We start from the raw sequence: 18517 nt of genomic DNA on the forward strand, positions 1-18517 counted from the left end.
CACCTCAACAACAGACTAATTGAAAATGATTATCAATGTCAATCTATAATTAGCATGACTTTTGTGATTATGCTTTTAGGTTGGCAACAATCTTCCCGACGACGTGTCGGTCTGAGAGTTCGACCAACTTCTTCGGGATGTCCGCGAACGGAATCGTCTCTTGAATCATCGGTTGAATCTCGCCCGCTGCAAGCAGTTCGAGCATGTGCGTGCCGATGCGGACGATGTTCGCCTCGCTCACGCGGTCCTGTTGATGATGAATCGCATTGAGGGCGACTTCATGGTAGGAGATGACACGTGTGAACGGTTTGATGACACTCATGTCAGGGGCTCCGGCGATATGGGCGATATGTCCGTTATAGGCGATGACTTCGAGGGAAGCGGTCGCCGTCTCACGATCGACGGGATCGATGACGGCATTGACACCGTGACCACTCGTCAGTTCCATCACTCGTTGTTGCCAGTCTTCCGTATTGTAATCGATGGCCTCGTCAGCTCCGAGCTGTTTGACCCAATCATGGTTGCGCGCTGAAGCGGTCGTGATGACACGTTTTCCGAGATACTTCGCCAGCTGAATGGCAAAGCCACCGACACCACCGGCACCCGCGTGAATGAGGATCGTGTCGATCGCATTCATCGGAAGTTTTTCAAAAATGGCTTGGTACGCTGTGAATCCAGCTGTCGGTAAAGCGACCGCATCAGCGAACGAGATGGATGATGGAATCGGGACGACCATGTGCGCTTTGGCACGTGTGAACTCGGCGAAGCCACCCCATTCATTCCAATTGCTGTGGTAGAGGACGCGGTCACCGACTTGTACATTCGTCACGTCATCCGCGACAGCGGCAATTGTACCCGCGACGTCGAGACCGAGGACGTGAGGATATGACCATTCGGGTTTGCCGTTGGTCGCCGTTTTATAGTCGACGGGGTTGAGCCCTGCATATTCTCCTTCAATCAATACCTCACCGGAACGAAGCGTCGGTGTATCGACCTCCTCGATTCGCATCGTCTGCCATGTGTTCGGTTCGTGTAGTAATAAAGCTTTCATCAACTATCCACTCCTTATAAATTTATTTATCGATGTATCCTTTAAACGTTATTTGTCTTATGATTTACTGCCTTTTATACTGAAGATAACGAATACAAAAGGAGTTTACAAAGATGATTGATTTTGAATGGTATCGCAGTTTTATCCACGTGTACCAACAACGTTCAGTGTCGGCAGCGGCGCGTGTCCGCTTTTTGACCCAACCGGCTGTCAGCCAGCATATCGCCGCACTCGAAGCGGAACTCGAGACGTCCCTTTTCACTAGGGCGCCACGTCAGATGATTCCGACGGATGCGGGGAAGGAACTATACACGCAAGTGGTCGGCTTGATCGACCGTCTCGAGGAATTATCGCTTGAGATGAAATACGTCTCAGGGGAGCAACCGCGTCCTGTCCTCAAGTTCGGTGGACCGACCGAGTTCGTCACACATGAGATTATACCCGCTTTGCCGCTTGATGCTGCACAGTACATCGCAGATTTCGGGATGACAGCAGATTTGATCAAACGCTTGGCGGACGGGGAGCTCGACTTTGTCATTGCGACGAAGCGGATGGAGGAGCCGGGGATTCAATATGTCCCGATTGCCGACGAATCGTTTTTGTTAGTGGCACCGAACGATTGGGAAGTCCCGACCGACGAGTTAAAAGACTGGATGGACCGTCAGCCGTGGATCAGTTATGGATTGGAGCTTCCCATCATCCGTCGTTACTACCAGACGCAGTTCGGGGAACGCCCAGACATCCGTCCAGAGATGATCCTACCGAACGTCGACGCCATCCTTGCGGCAATCGAATCGAAGTGTGGCATTAGCATCTTACCGAACTATTTGATTCGGCATGCACTCGAGCGAGGAACGGTTCAAGTCGTGGCGCCGGAGCGTTTTGCGACGAATGTCATTTATCTCGCGCATCGGACTGAGTCAAAGCATGACCCCGTCATCAATCAAGTCATCCAAGCGCTGCAGGATGCAAAATGAAGTAGGACCCACGTGGGCCCTACTTTTTATAATGCGTTTTTTAAGATTGTTGCTACGTCTTGTTGACGGAGTGGGACGTACTGGCCGATCTGTTCAGCGACCATCGCCCGTTCTGCCATCAATTCGAGGTGTGTGGCGTCAATCTCATAATCGCTTAGACGTGACGGTGCGCCGATCGATGTCCAGAAGTCTTGTAACGCCTGAACGGTCTCCTCGACGAGCACGTCATCCGATTTGTCGTTCACGTCAATGCCAAAGACGCGTTCACCGAGTTGAATGATGCGCTCGGGACGTGTCTTCCCGACATAGCGAAGCCATTCCGGGAAGAGAATCGCAAGTCCGCCACCGTGGGGGATATCGTAGACGGCAGAGACCGCATGTTCGATCATATGAGTCGCCCAGTCCGTCTTCACGCCCATCGATAATGTCCCGTTCAAGGCAAACGTTCCGTTCAAGAGCATCGTTTCCCGTGCGTCAAAATCATTCAGGTTTTGAACGAGACGTGGTGCCGTCTCCATCATGGTGCGTAAAATCGATTCCCCGAACCGCTCTTGGAGCAGGGCGTTCTCTGAAGCGTGGAAGTATTGTTCGAAGACGTGCGACATGATATCGACGATTCCGTAGACGGTCTGGTTCGCCGGTACACTCAACGTATACGTCGGGTCGAGTACGCTGAATTTCGGGTAAGTGAGGGGCGAGCCGAACGAGCGCTTATCTTGCGCCTCCCAGTTCGTGATGACGGCCCCACCGTTCATTTCCGATCCCGTTGCCGCCAATGTCAAAACGGTCCCAATCGGTAACGCATCTGTGACGGGGACTTGTCGCGTCACGATGTCCCATGGATTCCCGTCATATTTGGCACCGGCTGCGATTCCTTTCGCACAGTCGATGACGCTCCCTCCTCCGACAGCTAGGATGAAATCGATTTGGTGTTCATGCACTAAATCGATTCCTGTTTGAACTGTCGTCAGACGCGGGTTAGGTTCGACGCCAGAAAGTTCGACGACGGTTACTTGCATATCGGCTAACAGAGCGATTACTTCTTCATAAAGACCGTTCGCTTTGATGCTCCCTCCACCGTATAAGAGAAGGACGCGGTCCCCGTATTGTGGAATTTCGGTACGGAGTGATTCTAGTTGTCCTTTTCCGAATAAGAGTTTGGTCGGGTTATGATATTGAAAACGTTCCATAGGTTAGTCAACCTCCTTGATTTCTTCTAAAAATTGAACGTCGCGACTAGCGAGAAGCGGCTCTGCTTCTTGGCGATACGTTTGATAGTGGGGTGAGGCGATATGCGTATCGAGTGCCGCCTTGTCGGCCCACTGTTCATAAAAGACGAACGCGTCCGGGTTGCCTTCAACACGATGTAACGTATAGAAGACGCAACCTGACTCGGCGCGTGATGGGGTGACGACTTGACGTAAATGTGTCTCAAGCGCGGACCCGAGACCGGGCTTCGCTTGAATCTGAGCTAAGATGGTAATCATCTTCATTCCTCCTCATCTATAAAACCCGCCTGTTCGAGAACAGGCGGGTCGCTCTCTTTCATCGATTGGCAACGAGAAAGAATCGATTAGTTTAATGTGTTGATGACGGCTTTTGCGACAGCAACGGTCGATTGTGGATTTTGGCCTGTTACCAAGTTTCCATCGACTTGAACGTTTTCTGTGAAGTTGTCTGCGAGCACGATGTTCGCACCGAGTTCACGAAGACGCGTTTCAAGCATGAACGGCATGTAGATATCAAGACCAGTCGCACGTTCTTCTTCGTCCGTGAACGTCGCGATCGTTTTACCGTTCACGAGTGGTGTACCGTCAGACAATGTCGCGCCGACTAGACCAGCTGGACCGTGGCAGACAGCAGCAACCGTTTTACCTGCTTCAAATAGTGAACGGATCGCAACATTTAACGCTTCGCTTTGTGGAAGGTCGAACATCGTTCCGTGACCACCTGGCATGAAGATGGCATCAAACTGATCGAAGTTTGTGATCGTCTTCAAATCGATTGTGTCTTCAAGAAGGGGAGCCGTCGCTTGAATGTCAGCCGGTACTTCTCCTTCTAAACTGCGTGCGTCGATTGGAGATTGACCACCGTTCGGGCTAGCGACCGTGATGTCATATCCTTGTTGTTTGAACTCGACGTATGCCTCACCGAACTCGGACAACCATAGTCCAGTCGTGTGACCGTCCTTCATTTCTTTTGCGTTCGTCACGACCATTAATACATGTTTACGCATCTGTCATTCCTCCTAAGAAATCATCCGTTGTTTCGGTACGTGACTAGAATAACGCGCACTTTAACGAAAAACAAATTAAGAAAAAACACCTTATCTATAAATAAATTTATACATAAATGAAAAAGCCGTCCCCTTCAAAAAAAGAGGACGGACTGTTCACGCTTTTGGTTGTCGATAATTCTCCCGATGCCACGTATTGACGCGGCTCACGATGAACACGAGAAGGGCGAGGATCCACATGAAGAGCGTCTCTTCATAGAAGTGGGCCCACACCGATCCAGGCGCATAGAACGTGTGAACGGTCACATCGACTGGCCAGACGACGAACCGGATGAAGAGCGTGCTCATGAGCAGGCCACTGAAGAGACTGAGTAGTATTCCTGGCCACGTCTGAATGATGAAGCCGATGACGACCGGCAGGAAGAAAAAGAGAATAGACGGGACGATGGTCGGCTCCCCGCGGATGAGTTCAGACACGAACTCGGTCCCGGTCGGCACGATGTAGGCGAGTCCCGTGAGGAACGCTTGAATGAACTCGATTCGCATGGCACGGGTACGCATCATGTATGGAGTTCCTCCCATTCCGCATAAAGTGCGGTAATCGATTCTTTCGCTGCGTCCGATTCGGTCGATAACTCCTGGGCACGGGCGAAGTCGTTGAAGACGTCCGGCTCACAAAGCAACTGTTCGATCTCATCAAGACGATTCTCATGTTGCTCAATCGCTTGCTCAATCTCTTCGATGCGCTGGTTGATGCGGCGCTCTTCTCGCTGTTGTTCCTTATCGGCGCGTTGTTTTTTCACGACGACCTGCTTCGTCTCTTCACGGGCGAGTCGCGCCAGTTCCTCGAGTTCTTCTTTCTTCTCGACGTAGTACGAATAGTCTCCGAGATACTCGTCGATGCCGTTCGGTGTGATCTCTAGAACACGCGTCGCGAGTCGATCGATGAAGTAGCGGTCATGCGAGACGAAGAGAATCGTGCCCGGATAGTCGAGGAGGGCATTCTCCAAAATCATCTTCGAGTCGAGGTCCAAGTGGTTCGTCGGCTCGTCCAGGATGAGGAGGTTCGGTTGCTCGAGCTTCAGCTTGGCCAACGTGAGTCGTGCCCGTTCGCCACCGGATAGTTCATGAACACGCTTCATGACGTCATCGCCACTGAAGAGGAACTGTCCGAGCAGACTCCGCACTTCTTGCTCGCGCATGAGCGGCCAGTCGTTCCAAATCTCATCGATGACACGGTTCGCGTCAGACAAGTTTTGTTGCTCCTGGTCGTAGTAGCCGATTTCGACCCCCGTCCCGTAACGGATGTCACCGGTGAGGGCGGTTTGTTGTTTCGTCAACACTTTGAGAAGTGTCGACTTCCCGACCCCGTTCGGACCGACGAGCGCGACGGATTCCCCGCGCTGTAGCTGGAAACGGAGATTTTGAGCGATTGCTTCCTCGTATCCGATGGCGAGGTCACTTGCGCTCAATACATCGTTCCCGCTCTGGCGTTTGATAGAGAACGAGAGGACGGCACTGCGTTCGTCACCATCCGGAGCATCGAGTCGGTCGACTTTCTCGAGACGTTTCCGCACGCTTTGTGCACGTTTCGTCGTCGTCGCCCGGGCGATGTTTCGTTGGATGAAGTCCTGCATCTTGGCAATCTCTTCTTGCTGCGACTCGAACTGCTTCTTCTCTTGTTCGTAGAGGGCCGCCTTCTGCTCGAGATACTTCGTATAGTTCCCGACGAAGCGGCGGCTCCGATGACGTGACAACTCATAGACGACCGAAACGACGCGGTCGAGGAAGTAGCGGTCGTGGGAGACGATGAGGACGGCACCTTTATAGCCGCTCAAGTACTTCTCTAGCCAGGCGAGCGTCTCGATGTCCAAATGGTTCGTCGGCTCGTCCAAGATGAGCAGGTCGGGACTTTGAAGGAGCATCTTCGCCAAGGCGAGACGTGTCCGTTGTCCCCCGGAGAGTGTGTCGATTCGACGCTCGAAGTCGTCCGGATAGAAGCGCATCCCGTGAAGGACTGAGCGGATCGTCGCTTCATATTGGTAACCGCCACGCTCTTTGAACGTATGTTGCTCTTCATCATAAGAGGAGAGGAGGCGTTCGTATGCAGCGGCGTCGTTTAGGATTCGTTCGGAGCCCATGTCAGCCTCCATGCGACGGAGCGTCTTCTCTTGCTCGATCAAGTCCGTGAAGACGGTGAGCATCTCATTCCAGATCGTCTCGTCGGATTCTAACCCTGAGTCTTGGGCGAGATAGCCGATCGTGACGTCTTTTGGCTTCATGATGTCCCCGGAGTCATAGTTGTATTCACCAGCGATGACTTTCAAAAGCGTCGACTTCCCGGCCCCGTTACGACCGACAAGGGCGACGCGTTCGCCTTCCTGGATTTCGAGTTTTACGTTTTCTAAAATCGGCTCGACGCCGAAGGATTTGGATAAGTTGTTGACTTGCAGTAGGATCAAGTGAAAAAACCCCTTTCTCTCTATTTAGTATACTGTATTTTTCAGCGATTTTAGGTATATTCGTTGAGTGGTCATGTGAATTCGTTTACAATCAAGGTGTATGAAATTCAGATTCGTTTGTAACGTGTCGTAAAAAGGAGGCTCTTTCCGTTGAGTCAAAACGAACCAAAGATTCCACAAGCGACAGCCAAACGGTTGCCACTATACTATCGATTTATTCAAAGCCTGCATGCTTCAGGGAAACAACGTGTCTCTTCAGCAGAACTGAGTGAGGCGGTCAAGGTCGATTCGGCTACGATTCGCCGTGATTTCTCGTACTTCGGTGCGCTCGGTAAAAAGGGATATGGCTATAACGTGCAGTATCTGTTAGACTTTTTCCGAAAGACACTGAATCAAGACGAGATTACGAATGTCGCCTTGGTCGGAGTCGGTCACCTTGGGACGGCATTCGTCAACTATAACTTCCTTAAAAACAATAACACACATATCGTCGTCGGGTTCGACGCAGACGAGACAAAAGTCGGCACGACGATGTCAGGCGTCCCAATTCATCACGTCGATGAGATGGAACAAATCATGAAGCAAAACAAGATCGACGTCGCCATTTTGACGGTACCTTCTGCTTATGCGCAGTCCGTCGCAGACGACTTGGTGCGTTTCGGCATCAAGGGCATCTTGAACTTCACACCGGCACGACTCACTGTACCGGATACGGTTCGCGTCCATCATATCGATTTGTCGATTGAGCTGCAGTCACTCATTTACTTTATGCAACACTATCCAACCGCTGAGGGGGTCCATCAATAATGGAATTACTAGCATCATCACTCGTCGTCGGGATTCCGGGTGGGGCGAGTCTATTCATCATCGCCATCATCGCGCTCATCATCTTCGGACCGAAGAAATTGCCGGAGTTTGGTCGCGCGGCCGGACAAACGCTTCGTGAGTTCAAAAATGCAACGAACGGCATGATGAACGAGCATGACGAGAACGACAAGAAAGCTATCGAAAAGAAAGAGCAGTAAGCCATGAATCATCAACCTGATCAAGAGCGGGAACTCACCGATCACTTGACAGAGCTGCGGAGACGACTGATGCTATCTGCATTTGTCGTCTTTGCCTTCTTTTTGATGGCTTTGCCGAGTGTCAAATATGTACTCGCGTATTTGCAAAAAGACCTCGTCGAACGCGGGCTCGAACTGAACGCCTTTGGGGTCGCGGACCCGCTCATGATTTACTTGAACTTGGCGCTCATCATCGGCCTTATCGCGGCGAGCCCATTCCTACTGTATCAAGTGTGGGCGTTTGTCGCACCCGGTCTGCATCCGAATGAGCGGAAAGGCACGCTTGCCTATATCCCGATCATCTTCGGACTGTTCTTGATCGGCCTTGCGTTCGCCTACTACTGGTTGTTCCCGCTCGTCCTCGACATCTCGACGGACCTCGGGCAAGACCTCGGACTCGAACAAATCATCGGGGCCAACAATTACTTCACGTTCTTGTTGCAGCTGACAATTCCGTTCGGTCTATTGTTCCAACTACCGGTCGTCATGATGTTCTTGACCCGAATCGGTGTCGTGACCCCGTACTTCTTATCAAAGATTCGAAAGTACGCATACTTCGCCCTATTCGTGATCGCGGCATTCATCACACCGCCGGATTTGACGTCGCACCTCATGGTGTCGTTACCACTCTTCTTCCTATATGAAATCAGTTTATCGATTTCACGTATCACCTACAAAGGGGTGCTGCGCCGGGAAAAAGAGGCGATGGTGCAAGAACAGATGGATTTAATGAAACAGATGAATGAAAAATGAGCATCGTTCCGTAAGTGGGATGATGCTTTTTTGTTGTGACATACTGTTATGATAGGAAACGAGTGATTGAGAAAATTTTCCATTTTATATGCTATAATAAAAAGAGGCACAGATGTAAGGGAGGATGCACGATGATTCGGGAGTACAACGGAGAGGACTTTATATTGCTAGGCACGATGACAACCATCTTACTGTTTTTCTTATTTTTCTCTATACAATCTCGATCGCGACGTCAATTCATCGTTTCGTCGTTCCTACTCGTGACTGGCTATATCTTCTTTCTTGTCGGAATGACAATCGTACGTGGTTGGGACGCGATTGGCTGGCTTGCACTAGGGCTGATCCTGTACGTGCTTGGTATGATTCTTCACGTTGGCATTGTCATTTATCAGAAAGTGAAAAGTAGACGTGAAGGACAGTCTTGAAAGAGTTGTTCCAATCAAGTTATGAGGAGGTAAAAAGGATGAATGACATTATCATTTTGCTCGTATTGCTGTTTGGACTGACACTGGGAGTCATCATTTCAACGTATCAAATGATTCGAACGAAGAAACAAAGGCCTTTTCCATTCATCTTGAATACAGTATTAGTCGTAAGTGGCTATACGCTATTGGTTGGCAGTTTAATGCTTGGATACGGATGGGGAGCATTGTGGTGGGCGGTCGTTGGGCTCGCTATGAACGTCTTCGGTTTGATCGTGCATCTATTTGTAATAAGCTATCATCTATTGAAAAAGCGGCGAGTCCGGTCATGAGAATGAGCGGATTTTTTCTGTTCAAACTTTAGACACTTTTAAGTGAAATAGTGAGCAAAGTCATTGAATCTTATATTGTGAAATAGTACACTAAGGTCAAGAAGTAAATGTGATATTTATCACAATATAAAATGAAACGTATTGTTTAACATAAAAGGAGAGACGACTCATATGAAAATCGCAGTCATCGGATGTACACACGCAGGAACAGCAGCAGTCAAAGGATTACTCGCCAAGCACGACAATCTCGATATCACCGTTTACGAGCGGAACGATAACGTCAGCTTCCTCTCGTGTGGGATTGCGCTCCACGTCGGTGGTGTCGTCCAACGTGCGGAGGAGTTATTCTACTCGTCTCCACGTGAACTTGAAGAACTCGGTGCGACGATGCGCATGAAACATGACGTCTTGTCGATCGACTCCGAAGCGAAGACGGTCCACGCTAAAAATCTTGAGACCGGTGAAGACGTGCATGACACGTATGATCGCTTGATCGTCACGACGGGTTCATGGCCGATTGTCCCGACGCTCCCAGGAATCGAAATGAATGGAATCGAGCTCTGTAAAAACTACGCGCACGCCCAACGCATCATCGAGCGGGCGACAGACGCGACGAAGATTGCCGTCATCGGGGCTGGCTATATCGGGGTCGAGCTCGTCGAAGCGTTCGAAGCATACGGAAAACACGTCACATTCATCGATAGTGCCGACCGCATCTTGAACAAGTATCTCGACAAGTCGTTCACGGATCAATTGGAAGCGGATATGACAAGTCGCGGAATCGACCTCGAACTCGGTCAGACGGTCGAGGCATTCCGTGGAACGAGCGGAAATGTCACACATGTCGTGACGGACAAAGGTGAATTCGAAGCGGATCTCGTCATTCTCTGTGTCGGATTCCGTCCGAACACGGGACTCTTAGAAGGACAGGTCGATATGCTCGGGAATGGTGCCATCATCGTCGATGAATATATGCGTACGAGCAACCCGGATATCTTTGCGGCAGGGGACAGCTGTGCCGTCTACTACAACCCGGCGCGTACACACGCCTATATCCCACTTGCGACGAACGCTGTTCGCATGGGGACGCTCGTCGCGGAGAACATGATGCAACCACGCGTCCGTTACCAAGGGACACAAGGAACGTCAGGACTTCGACTCTATGACTGGAATATCGCGTCGTCTGGTTTGACGGAAGAAGCGGCAGCACTCTTCGGACTCGAAGTGGAGAGTGTCGTCATTGAAGACGCCTATCGTCCGGAGTTCATGCCGACCGCAGAGAAAGTCGAATTCAAACTCGTCTATGAAAAAGAGACGCATCGCATTGTCGGTGGACAAGTGTTATCGAAAGCAGATTTGACGCAAGCGGTCAACACGCTCTCGCTAGCCATCCAAAACGAGATGACGATCGAAGAGCTCGCCTATGTCGACTTCTTCTTCCAACCACACTACAACAAGCCATGGCACTTCCTGAACAGCGGAGCGCTTGAAGCGATGAAAGACAAAGTGAATGCCTAACCAAAAAACGCGGAAGCTCATGGCTTCTGCGTTTTTTATAGATAGCGTGGTTCATCTTTCATCAAATTGGCAAGAAGGATGTAGATGAGAAAGTTAGCCGGCAAAAAGACGAATAGTAGCCGAATACCGAGTGATGAGATATTCACGTATTCAGCGATCCCGCCGCATACTCCGGCAATAGAGCGGTCCGTCGCCGACTTTCGAAGTGTACGTTGCATAGCAAAGCTCCTTATGAGTTGATATGTAAATTTTACCATATGAGTGTATGGAAAAGCGCATCAATTCAATTGATGCGCTACTGTTTATTTCAAGATGTCGACGAGTTCATCGAGCACTTGGTTGGCAGACAAGACGCCACCAGACGTGTTCCAAATATCATCACTGACTTCTGTCACTTCCCCTGCTTTGACAGCATCGAGGTCTTTCCACAACTGATTCGATTGCCATTCTTCGGCTGTCTTCGACCCGTCTGCTCCACCATATGTGAAGTAGACGATGTGGTCGCCTGCCATCTCCGGGATCCGTTCCATCGCGACTGGCTCAGCGAATTCCGCTTTATCTTGTGACGCTGGACGTTTGATGCCGACATCGTTAAGAATGACGCCGGAGAAGCTGTCATTGAAGTAGATGCGTGACTCGCCAGGAAGGAAGCGGACGACCGAGAGTTCTTTATTCACGGCGTCTCCGAGTTCTGCTTTCGTATCTTCGACGTGCTGTTCGTAGTCGGCCAACCCTTGATTGCCTTCCTCTTCTAGGTTGAGTGCGTTCGCATAAAGGGTGAAGTTCTCTTGCCAATCACCTTTGAGCGTCTCTGACATGACCGTCGGTGCGATGGCGTTTAACTTGTCATAGATGTTCTCTTGACGAAGTTTCGTTCCGATGATGAGATCGGGTTCCAATTTTGCGATGGCCTCTAGATTGACTTCGCTTTCTGTCCCGACTTCCGTGACGTCTGTCATCTCGGACTCAATGTGCGGGTACCACGGGTCGCCGTTCCATGATTTGACGGCTCCGACTGGTTTGACGCCGAGGGCGAGAAGGGCTTCTGTCCCTTCGTTCGTCAAGACGACGACGCGTTCCGGGTTTTCAGGTACGTCCGCCGTTCCCATCGCGTGCTCAATCGAGCGAGTCGCAGTTTCTGAACTTGTATCGTTCTCTGTATCGTCAGACCCGCCGCAAGCAGCGAGGACGACGGTTAAGCAAAGCGTAAGTAACGCGAGCATCCATTTTTTCATTACAATTCTCCTCTATGTAGGTGATTTTCCTTCCTGACTATAAGTGATAATGATTCTCACTGTCAACCCCTTTTTCTGGAACGCAATATTTGCTATGGTAGGAAAGGAAAGAAGTGAGGACATGAAAAAACCTTGGATCAAATTACTTTTCTTGATCATCTGTTTACCTATCTTAAGTTATATCTCCTTGCGCGTCGGTGTGATTGCGGTCAGCCATCAAGATGTGATGACGTTCCAAGCGAACGGGTCATCTCAAGCGATGATTGCGTTAGCCGACAATCGCATCCCACGGACGGTCGTCGCGCTACTCGTCGGTAGTGTCCTAGGTCTCGCCGGGCTCATTTTTCAACTCGTGACCCGTAACCCGCTCGCATCTCCTGATATTTTGGCGGTGAATGCCGGAGCGAGTCTGGCCATCGTGCTCGTAACGCTTTTTGGGTTCAGTAGTATCGCCTCGTTCACGACAGCCTCGCTCATCGGAGCATTTGTTGCCGGCGTGATTGTCTATCTACTGAGTGCGAACGGAGGGAACGTCATGTATATGACGCTTGCCGGGGCGTCGCTTGCCGCTCTATTCAGCTCATTTACCCAGTCAATCATCGCGTATGAGGAAGGCGCGCTTGATGAGGTACTGTTCTGGTTGACCGGGTCGGTCGCGGGACGATCGCTCACGCTCGTCGAGACGTTGTTGCCATGGATGGCGGCGGCGGTCATTCTCGTTCTCTTGCTCAGTAAAGAGTTAGAGACATTATCGCTCGGAGACCAGGTCGCCCGTTCACTTGGACAAAATGTCGGCATCATCAAGTTCATCGCGGTGACGCTCGCCGTCGTGCTCTCCGCATTCGGAGTGGCGCTTGCAGGACCAATCGCATTTGTCGGTCTGCTCGCTCCGCATTTGGCGAAATATCTGTTCGGGACGGCATTTTTCGCTCGTCTCGCCGGAAGTGCTCTCATCGGTAGCGTCCTATTGCTTGCGGCGGATATTCTGGGACGCGTCATCCTGTTCCCACGCGAAGTGACCGTTGGGGTCGTACTCGCCGTCATCGGTGGGGCATTCTTCATCTATCTCGTCAGTGTCAGACAAGGAGTCTTTAAATCATGAAAACATTTCGCTTTCGAAAAGGTCCTGTCTCGTTCACGCTCCGGAAGCGTGAAATCGAGTTGGCGCTTCTACTTGTCGTCGGATTGCTCGTGTCGATTTATTTCGGGCTCGCCATCGGTGACACATTCCTTAGTCCCGCCTCACTCGCTGCCCTGTTCATCGGGGCAGGGGATGCATTCGAGCAGCTCGTCGTCTTCGAGTTTCGGATGCCACGTGTGTTGATGGCAATCACTGCCGGCGCAAGTCTCGCCGTCAGCGGTCACTTGTTACAACTGACAATCAAAAACGAACTGGCATCCCCGGAGATTTTCGGGATTGTCGGAGGTGCAGGGGTTGCGACGGCTACGTTCTTCACCGTTTTCTCGGATGAGCGAACGAATCAGCTGTCAGTGCCGCTCGCCTATATCCCAATCGCTTCGTTCCTTGGGGCGATTGTTGTCGGGATGTTCCTCTTCTATTTGTTGAAACGTGGAGTCCCACCTGTCCGGCTAGCACTTGTTGGGATTGGAATCAGCATCTTCTCGCAAGGGATCGTTCAGTTCATGATGCTCGCCTCGAACGTTTACCGAAAGAACGATATCCAACAATGGCTCACCGGTACAGTCTACGCCGCGACGTGGAATCAATTGAAGATTATGGTGCCGTTCGTCCTTCTCTTTTTGCTGGCAGCCTTCTTGATTGAACGTCATGTTCGTCCGCTTCATATCAGTGAAGCGACAGCGACGAGCATCGGCGTACCGGTACGAGGGATTCAGCGTGGGACGTTGTTGCTTTCCTGTTTACTCGCCGGTATTGGTGTCGCCTTTGTCGGTGCAATCGGTTTTGTTGGGTTGATGGCACCTCATATCGCCCGACAAGGGTTGAAGCTCCCTTACATTTGGGCGACGCTGCTTGTAGGGGCGACGATTGTCGTGTTGGCGGACGTACTCGCTCGGACGATTTTTTATCCGTATGAACTACGGACCGGCGTGATGACAGCCGTCATTGGAGCACCGTATTTCTTCTACTTACTTCGACGGATGATGAAAGGAAGCATGAGATGAACACATTTGATTTGAACCACGTAACCATCGGATATGAACAGAAGACGGTGCTCGATCAATTATCATTCTCCATCCCACATGGGAAAATCACCGTCCTTCTCGGCGCGAACGGCTGCGGGAAGTCGACGCTCCTCTCGACGCTTGCGAGACAGCGAGATGCACTTGGCGGGGAGATCGCATTTCGAAACAAACCGCTCGATTCGTATCGAGCGAAAGAGGCGGCTCGACTCATGGCCTTCATGCCACAAGTGAACGTGGCACCGGATGGATTGACCGTCGAACAGCTCGTCCGATTCGGGCGTTATCCGTACCAGACGTTCTTCAAACGATATTCGGAAGACGATGAACGGGCCGTCGAACGGGCACTCGCCTTCACCGATACGGTATCGCTCCGTGACACGCTCGTCAGCAACCTTTCCGGGGGACAAAAGCAACGGGTATGGATCGCATTGGCACTCGCTCAAGAATCGGAGACGATTTTGCTCGATGAACCGACGACATACTTGGACATGTCGCACCAAATCGAGATTTTAGATTTGATGTATCGGTTGAATCGATTGGAAGGAAAGACGATCATCATGGTACTTCACGATCTTCACTTGGCCTGTCGCTATGCTGATCATGTCATCGCATTAGCTGGCGGTAATGTGTATCGCGAAGGAAGTCCGAACGATGTCGTCGATGAGACGTTCATGAAAGACGTATTCGGTCTCAAAGTCGTGGTGACCGAGGATCCGCTATACGGGACACCGCTCTGTGTACCGTATTCACACTATGAGTTGAATGAAAAACGACCGACCTGAACCTAGTCTGCGGACTAGGTTTTTTTACGGAAAAGCAGGGAAAAAGAGTAAGGTAAGTGCGCGTCATGTTTTCTACCTAAAAGGAGGAATTTTTCATGGCTAAAAAGGAAAAACAACCGTATCACATCGTCACGTTCACGTTCCCAGAAGAGGCGATTTCGTATCAGGCGTTCAGTAAGCTTAAAAAGTACCATTCGGATGGGCTCGTCGGTTTTGAACAATTGGTCGTCATCAAGCGTGAAGAGAACGGGGCGTTCTCGTTTGAGGATGCGGCGCAGCTCGCACCGGTCAATAAGTCGACGAAAGGTGCGCTCATCGGGATGGCGGTTGGAATCCTTGGAGGTCCGTTCGGTATCCTGTTCGGGACACTCACAGGTGGTCTCATCGGCGGCACGAAAGACGTAAAACATTTACAAGGCATCCAAGACACGTTCAAACGGACGGTCGGTAACATCGAACCAGGTCAGACCGGGGTCATGGCAATCGGAGAAGAATTCGACCCATCGATTTTAGACGGGCTTGCAGAAGAGTATGGAGGAACGGTCACGCGGACAGACGAGGAGCTGTGAATCATGAAACTCGGAATTTTAGGTGCCGGGAAAGTGGGACGCACGCTCGGGGAGCAGTTCGAACGAGCGGGCTATGAGGTGCTGTACGGGACACGGACGGAGCGAGAAGGCACACTGACCTTACAAGAGGTCGCCTCGACGAGCGATGTTCTATTGCTCTGTACACCGTTCGCGGCCGCAGTCGATCTGTTACCGACACTCGACGGACTAAATGGGAAAGTATTGATCGATGTGACGAATCCGATCGCGATAGAGTTTAACGAGGTCGAGCGACCGGACGGGGTGTCGGGTGCGGAATATTTGCAACGACTCATTCCTGATACGAAAGTTGTGAAGGCGTTCAATCAGACAGGGGTCGAGAATTTAGGCGATCCGGATGGCTCCGTCATGTTCGTCGCGGGTGAAGATGAGGAAGCGGTGCGGCTTGTCGTCGAACTATCGAACAAGATCGGCTTCGATACGCATCCGCTCCACGGGCTGAAGCTTGCTCGTGAGTTGGAAGGGTTGGCGTGGCTCTGGATTCATAATGCAGTGAAAGAGCGAAAATCACGGGACTTCGCCTTCTACTTAACAGAACATTAAAAGACGATCGGGGCGATATGCCTCAATCGTCTTTTTTGATTAGAAACCTGTATAGCGATCAGAGCGTGTTTGAAGCAGCTCAATCGTCTCGCGCTCAATCTGCTCGACTTCCCGTTGTTGCCAACCTGGCATGAGGAACGCATCGACGAGTGCCCAAATGCCTGTGATGAATGCACCGAGACCGAGCGTCAAGACGACGAGTAGGAACATGGCGATTCCTGAACCGATTTTTTTGAAATAGAAACGGTGCGCACCAAATGCACCGAGGAAAAACCAGAGCAAGTAGGCGACGAGCAAGCTACGTTTTCGTTTTTCGACTTCGCTGTTCACGAGTAACATTTCTTCTGTCGTCAAATCCATACGCGAATAATTCATAGGACTCCAACTCCCTATCCATAATTGTTATAATGAGTTCGCACTCAAGTATATCGGAAAATGGATTTGTTTCCATGATTTCCTAAAAAGAAAAGAGGTTCTTTATGCTTTTTCCGATTTTGACGTTCATCGTCGCTTTCGTACACGTCGTTGGTGGGGCGGTTGCCCTTTATCAATATCCGCAATATAAACGTATGGCAATCAGTGCCATCGTACTCGGGTTCGTCTACGGTGGATTGACCGTGGCGGTGATTGGATTATGAAGTGGGGGTCAAACGGATCACTTCGTTCGCGTCTTCAAATGCAGAACGGCTATCAGTTAGGGACATACTTATTTTTAGGTCTCATCATTTTTGATTTACTCTTAGGTGACGTTCCAAGAATCTCGTTTGCGATGTATGCCTTGTTCTTTTACTTTTGGCAGCGGGAACGCGTAGAGAAAGAAGAGAAGGGGTTGGCGGAGAAGATGAAGCGGAAGTCGGATGAGTGGACGATCACACTTGTCGTCTTGCTTTGTTTAGTAGGCTATGTGGTCTCCCTTGGACTACAATATCCATCTGTTTCGTTGCTCGAACTGAGCATTTATGGCTTCTCGACAATCTTCTGCATCCGGGCCTTGACCTTGATCTATGCGATGCACCAACAACAGCTCGACTAAAAACCATCCTTCCACTGAGAAAGGATGGTTTTTATTTAGGATGCCGCTCGTCGCAGGACGAGCTTTTCTTTTACATAAATGCCGCTATAGACGAGTAAACAGCCGAAGCTGACCAACAGTCCGATGTAGACGCTCATCATGAACGGGGTGAGAAGCGACCCGATCAAAATCGTCGAGCGTGATAAGAAGTCGGCACCGGCAAATGACGTTCCGGCAAACGCTGAGTACGCACCACGTCGGTCTTCTGGCATCATGTTCGCCTTCTCCGTATTTAATACCGGTGAGTACAATAATTCGCCGAACGTTGCGATGAGCATGAAACCGAGAAGAAGGAACATCGAGTTCGCACTCGTGATGACGGCGTACCCAATCGTGTACAATGCGAGCCCGCCGAGTAGCGTGTGCTTGTTTGAGAAACGGGAGGCGAGACGTTGAATGAAGAACGTCAACGCGACGACGATGAGCGTGTTCTCGATTTGAATGAGACTCATCATCCGCACCCCGTTGATCGTCCATGATTCAATCGAGAGCGGTTCGAATGAATCGGCGAGCCGGACCGCGACATAACTGCCCATTGAGAACTCAGCAGCGAGGATACACATCGAGCCGAAGACGACTTTGACGAACGGGCGGTCACGCCAGGCGATTTGATAACTTTGGAACACGTCGACGAAGACGAGGCGAAGCTTTTGAGAGGTCCACGTCCGTTTCGTGTCCTCGAGGAAGATGGCGTACGCGATCGGCAACATGCTCGACGTGAACGTCAAAATCCAAAATAGTAACAATTGATTGCTGACATAGAGCCAGCCCCCGAGTGCCGTCCCGATCGTGATGGATAAGTTGATCAACCAGTAATCGAGCGCGTACACGGCTTTTCGGTTCTCAGGCGTTGTCGCATCGATGATGATGGCGCTCATCGCAGGCCGCCCGAGGTTGTTCGTGACCGTGAAAATCGTATAGGCGATCATGAAAATGATCATCTGGTCGAACTGAAGACTGAGCGTCATGACGAGAAACATCGATGCTGTGAGACTTGCCGTCAACACGAGAAGTCGCTTTCTTGAAAACTTATCGGCGAGATAGCCCCCGATCAACCCGATCACGTATCCGAGACAGACGAGCGAGATCAAGAAGACGCCCGCGATCCATTCATTGAACGCTTTGACAAAGAGAAGTGCCATGAACGGCATGATGGCGAATGAGACCGAACGATTAAAAAATGATGTTACGAGTCGAACTTTTATTGGTTTAGGTATATCTTTCCATTTCATCTTGTCACCTTCCATTCTGTAACTGTATGATAAACAAGACAACGGATTTGAAAAATGGACGACA

The 18517-nt window shown here is 50.7% G+C and carries 24 protein-coding genes; 14 read left to right on the forward strand and 10 right to left on the reverse strand.

All coding sequences use genetic code 11. The annotated features are described in order from the left end of the window. Nucleotides 1-67: 67 nt before the first annotated feature. Complete coding sequence (locus GVY42_RS12560) at nt 68-1051, reverse strand: zinc-binding dehydrogenase (RefSeq protein WP_159563389.1); 984 nt, start codon at nt 1049-1051, stop codon at nt 68-70. Nucleotides 1052-1164: 113 nt separating this feature from the next. On the opposite strand from GVY42_RS12560, the gene GVY42_RS12565 reads away from it, so the two are divergent. Continuing rightward, nucleotides 1165-2028 carry a LysR family transcriptional regulator gene (locus GVY42_RS12565; RefSeq protein ID WP_015880573.1) on the forward strand — a complete coding sequence of 288 codons (864 nt, stop codon included), beginning with the start codon at nt 1165-1167 and terminating at the stop codon, nt 2026-2028. Nucleotides 2029-2054: 26 nt separating this feature from the next. Here GVY42_RS12565 and GVY42_RS12570 read toward each other — a convergent pair whose 3' ends face one another. The 5 genes from GVY42_RS12570 to GVY42_RS12590 form a co-directional block, all read right to left on the reverse strand. After that, complete coding sequence (locus GVY42_RS12570) at nt 2055-3218, reverse strand: iron-containing alcohol dehydrogenase (RefSeq protein WP_159563390.1); 1164 nt, start codon at nt 3216-3218, stop codon at nt 2055-2057. Between the two features lie 3 nt (nt 3219-3221). Next, the gene (locus tag GVY42_RS12575; RefSeq protein WP_159563391.1) at nt 3222-3515 is read right to left on the reverse strand and encodes a putative quinol monooxygenase; all 294 of its coding nucleotides are present in this window, start codon (nt 3513-3515) and stop codon (nt 3222-3224) included. A gap of 86 nt (nt 3516-3601) precedes the next feature. Continuing rightward, the gene (locus tag GVY42_RS12580; RefSeq protein WP_159563392.1) at nt 3602-4264 is read right to left on the reverse strand and encodes a type 1 glutamine amidotransferase domain-containing protein; all 663 of its coding nucleotides are present in this window, start codon (nt 4262-4264) and stop codon (nt 3602-3604) included. 156 nt (nt 4265-4420) lie between these two features. Beyond that, on the reverse strand, nt 4421-4828 hold the full coding sequence (locus GVY42_RS12585; RefSeq protein ID WP_159563393.1) for a hypothetical protein: 408 nt from the start codon (nt 4826-4828) through the stop codon (nt 4421-4423). Beyond that, the gene (locus GVY42_RS12590; protein ID WP_159563394.1) at nt 4825-6726 is read right to left on the reverse strand and encodes an ABC-F family ATP-binding cassette domain-containing protein; all 1902 of its coding nucleotides are present in this window, start codon (nt 6724-6726) and stop codon (nt 4825-4827) included. The genes GVY42_RS12585 and GVY42_RS12590 overlap by 4 nt, the downstream gene beginning before the upstream one ends. Nucleotides 6727-6876: 150 nt before the next feature. On the opposite strand from GVY42_RS12590, the gene GVY42_RS12595 reads away from it, so the two are divergent. From GVY42_RS12595 to GVY42_RS12620, 6 genes are all read left to right on the forward strand, one after another. Next, a complete protein-coding gene (locus tag GVY42_RS12595; RefSeq protein WP_015880579.1) occupies nt 6877-7533 on the forward strand; it encodes a redox-sensing transcriptional repressor Rex in 657 nt (218 codons plus the stop codon). After that, complete coding sequence (tatA, locus tag GVY42_RS12600) at nt 7533-7751, forward strand: twin-arginine translocase TatA/TatE family subunit (protein ID WP_034770678.1); 219 nt, start codon at nt 7533-7535, stop codon at nt 7749-7751. The genes GVY42_RS12595 and tatA overlap by 1 nt, the downstream gene beginning before the upstream one ends. Before the next feature lie 3 nt (nt 7752-7754). Continuing rightward, a complete protein-coding gene (gene tatC / locus GVY42_RS12605) occupies nt 7755-8543 on the forward strand; it encodes a twin-arginine translocase subunit TatC (RefSeq protein ID WP_031424497.1) in 789 nt (262 codons plus the stop codon). Nucleotides 8544-8674: 131 nt separating this feature from the next. Next, a complete protein-coding gene (locus GVY42_RS12610; protein ID WP_159563395.1) occupies nt 8675-8968 on the forward strand; it encodes a hypothetical protein in 294 nt (97 codons plus the stop codon). A gap of 38 nt (nt 8969-9006) precedes the next feature. After that, entirely contained in the window at nt 9007-9297 is a 291-nt protein-coding gene (locus GVY42_RS12615) for a hypothetical protein (RefSeq protein ID WP_159563396.1), read from the forward strand. Between the two features lie 171 nt (nt 9298-9468). Next, the gene (locus tag GVY42_RS12620) at nt 9469-10815 is read left to right on the forward strand and encodes an FAD-dependent oxidoreductase (protein WP_159563397.1); all 1347 of its coding nucleotides are present in this window, start codon (nt 9469-9471) and stop codon (nt 10813-10815) included. A 35-nt stretch (nt 10816-10850) separates the two neighbouring features. Here GVY42_RS12620 and GVY42_RS12625 read toward each other — a convergent pair whose 3' ends face one another. Further along, nucleotides 10851-11033 (reverse strand): PspC domain-containing protein, encoded by a 183-nt coding sequence (locus GVY42_RS12625; protein WP_031424507.1) that lies wholly within the window; start codon nt 11031-11033, stop codon nt 10851-10853. Nucleotides 11034-11117: 84 nt separating this feature from the next. Next, nucleotides 11118-12050: an ABC transporter substrate-binding protein gene (locus GVY42_RS12630; protein WP_159563398.1), complete on the reverse strand. Its 933-nt coding sequence runs from the start codon at nt 12048-12050 to the stop codon at nt 11118-11120. Nucleotides 12051-12171: 121 nt separating this feature from the next. Here GVY42_RS12630 and GVY42_RS12635 point away from each other — a divergent pair, with 121 nt between their 5' ends. The 5 genes from GVY42_RS12635 (at nt 12172) to GVY42_RS12655 (ending at nt 16149) form a co-directional block, all read left to right on the forward strand. After that, the gene (locus GVY42_RS12635; protein WP_159563399.1) at nt 12172-13152 is read left to right on the forward strand and encodes an iron ABC transporter permease; all 981 of its coding nucleotides are present in this window, start codon (nt 12172-12174) and stop codon (nt 13150-13152) included. Then, nucleotides 13149-14195 carry an iron ABC transporter permease gene (locus tag GVY42_RS12640; protein WP_159563400.1) on the forward strand — a complete coding sequence of 349 codons (1047 nt, stop codon included), beginning with the start codon at nt 13149-13151 and terminating at the stop codon, nt 14193-14195. The genes GVY42_RS12635 and GVY42_RS12640 overlap by 4 nt, the downstream gene beginning before the upstream one ends. Beyond that, nucleotides 14192-14998, forward strand: a complete 807-nt coding sequence (locus tag GVY42_RS12645) for an ABC transporter ATP-binding protein (RefSeq protein WP_074034811.1) — start codon at nt 14192-14194, stop codon at nt 14996-14998. The genes GVY42_RS12640 and GVY42_RS12645 overlap by 4 nt, the downstream gene beginning before the upstream one ends. 95 nt (nt 14999-15093) lie before the next feature. Continuing rightward, nucleotides 15094-15567, forward strand: a complete 474-nt coding sequence (locus GVY42_RS12650) for a hypothetical protein (RefSeq protein WP_159563401.1) — start codon at nt 15094-15096, stop codon at nt 15565-15567. 3 nt (nt 15568-15570) lie between these two features. Beyond that, nucleotides 15571-16149: an NADPH-dependent F420 reductase gene (locus GVY42_RS12655; RefSeq protein WP_159563402.1), complete on the forward strand. Its 579-nt coding sequence runs from the start codon at nt 15571-15573 to the stop codon at nt 16147-16149. Between the two features lie 39 nt (nt 16150-16188). Here the strand turns inward: GVY42_RS12655 and GVY42_RS12660 are convergent, their stop codons facing one another. Beyond that, entirely contained in the window at nt 16189-16524 is a 336-nt protein-coding gene (locus tag GVY42_RS12660) for a TM2 domain-containing protein (protein ID WP_031424518.1), read from the reverse strand. Between the two features lie 104 nt (nt 16525-16628). Here GVY42_RS12660 and GVY42_RS16510 point away from each other — a divergent pair, with 104 nt between their 5' ends. Next, nucleotides 16629-16787, forward strand: coding sequence for a hypothetical protein (locus tag GVY42_RS16510; protein ID WP_031424520.1), 159 nt, complete (start codon nt 16629-16631; stop codon nt 16785-16787). Next, nucleotides 16784-17182: a hypothetical protein gene (locus GVY42_RS12665; protein WP_159563403.1), complete on the forward strand. Its 399-nt coding sequence runs from the start codon at nt 16784-16786 to the stop codon at nt 17180-17182. Before GVY42_RS16510 ends, GVY42_RS12665 begins: the two co-directional genes overlap by 4 nt. A 35-nt stretch (nt 17183-17217) precedes the next feature. Here the strand turns inward: GVY42_RS12665 and GVY42_RS12670 are convergent, their stop codons facing one another. Next, the gene (locus tag GVY42_RS12670; RefSeq protein ID WP_201302254.1) at nt 17218-18453 is read right to left on the reverse strand and encodes an MFS transporter; all 1236 of its coding nucleotides are present in this window, start codon (nt 18451-18453) and stop codon (nt 17218-17220) included. Nucleotides 18454-18517 lie beyond the last annotated feature (64 nt).

The sequence above is a fragment of the Exiguobacterium sp. 8A genome, from assembly GCF_902506275.1.
In the GTDB taxonomy this organism is placed as follows: Bacteria; Bacillota; Bacilli; order Exiguobacteriales; family Exiguobacteriaceae; genus Exiguobacterium; species Exiguobacterium profundum.

Excerpts from the sequence above, each read along its gene's own strand:
- GVY42_RS12635 (WP_159563399.1), top strand. The coding sequence starts at position 12,172 with ATGAAAAAACCTTGGATCAAATTACTTTTCTTGATCATCTGTTTACCT.
- GVY42_RS12640 (WP_159563400.1), top strand. The coding sequence starts at position 13,149 with ATGAAAACATTTCGCTTTCGAAAAGGTCCTGTCTCGTTCACGCTCCGG.
- GVY42_RS12620 (WP_159563397.1), top strand. The coding sequence starts at position 9,469 with ATGAAAATCGCAGTCATCGGATGTACACACGCAGGAACAGCAGCAGTC.
- GVY42_RS12575 (WP_159563391.1), bottom strand. The coding sequence starts at position 3,515 with ATGATTACCATCTTAGCTCAGATTCAAGCGAAGCCCGGTCTCGGGTCC.
- GVY42_RS12650 (WP_159563401.1), top strand. The coding sequence starts at position 15,094 with ATGGCTAAAAAGGAAAAACAACCGTATCACATCGTCACGTTCACGTTC.
- GVY42_RS12585 (WP_159563393.1), bottom strand. The coding sequence starts at position 4,828 with ATGATGCGTACCCGTGCCATGCGAATCGAGTTCATTCAAGCGTTCCTC.
- GVY42_RS12660 (WP_031424518.1), bottom strand. The coding sequence starts at position 16,524 with ATGAATTATTCGCGTATGGATTTGACGACAGAAGAAATGTTACTCGTG.
- GVY42_RS12655 (WP_159563402.1), top strand. The coding sequence starts at position 15,571 with ATGAAACTCGGAATTTTAGGTGCCGGGAAAGTGGGACGCACGCTCGGG.
- GVY42_RS12630 (WP_159563398.1), bottom strand. The coding sequence starts at position 12,050 with ATGAAAAAATGGATGCTCGCGTTACTTACGCTTTGCTTAACCGTCGTC.
- GVY42_RS12570 (WP_159563390.1), bottom strand. The coding sequence starts at position 3,218 with ATGGAACGTTTTCAATATCATAACCCGACCAAACTCTTATTCGGAAAA.
- GVY42_RS12670 (WP_201302254.1), bottom strand. The coding sequence starts at position 18,453 with ATGAAATGGAAAGATATACCTAAACCAATAAAAGTTCGACTCGTAACA.
- GVY42_RS12615 (WP_159563396.1), top strand. The coding sequence starts at position 9,007 with ATGAATGACATTATCATTTTGCTCGTATTGCTGTTTGGACTGACACTG.
- GVY42_RS12565 (WP_015880573.1), top strand. The coding sequence starts at position 1,165 with ATGATTGATTTTGAATGGTATCGCAGTTTTATCCACGTGTACCAACAA.
- GVY42_RS12625 (WP_031424507.1), bottom strand. The coding sequence starts at position 11,033 with ATGCAACGTACACTTCGAAAGTCGGCGACGGACCGCTCTATTGCCGGA.
- tatC (WP_031424497.1), top strand. The coding sequence starts at position 7,755 with ATGAATCATCAACCTGATCAAGAGCGGGAACTCACCGATCACTTGACA.
- GVY42_RS12665 (WP_159563403.1), top strand. The coding sequence starts at position 16,784 with ATGAAGTGGGGGTCAAACGGATCACTTCGTTCGCGTCTTCAAATGCAG.
- GVY42_RS12610 (WP_159563395.1), top strand. The coding sequence starts at position 8,675 with ATGATTCGGGAGTACAACGGAGAGGACTTTATATTGCTAGGCACGATG.
- tatA (WP_034770678.1), top strand. The coding sequence starts at position 7,533 with ATGGAATTACTAGCATCATCACTCGTCGTCGGGATTCCGGGTGGGGCG.
- GVY42_RS12580 (WP_159563392.1), bottom strand. The coding sequence starts at position 4,264 with ATGCGTAAACATGTATTAATGGTCGTGACGAACGCAAAAGAAATGAAG.
- GVY42_RS12645 (WP_074034811.1), top strand. The coding sequence starts at position 14,192 with ATGAACACATTTGATTTGAACCACGTAACCATCGGATATGAACAGAAG.
- GVY42_RS12560 (WP_159563389.1), bottom strand. The coding sequence starts at position 1,051 with ATGAAAGCTTTATTACTACACGAACCGAACACATGGCAGACGATGCGA.
- GVY42_RS16510 (WP_031424520.1), top strand. The coding sequence starts at position 16,629 with ATGCTTTTTCCGATTTTGACGTTCATCGTCGCTTTCGTACACGTCGTT.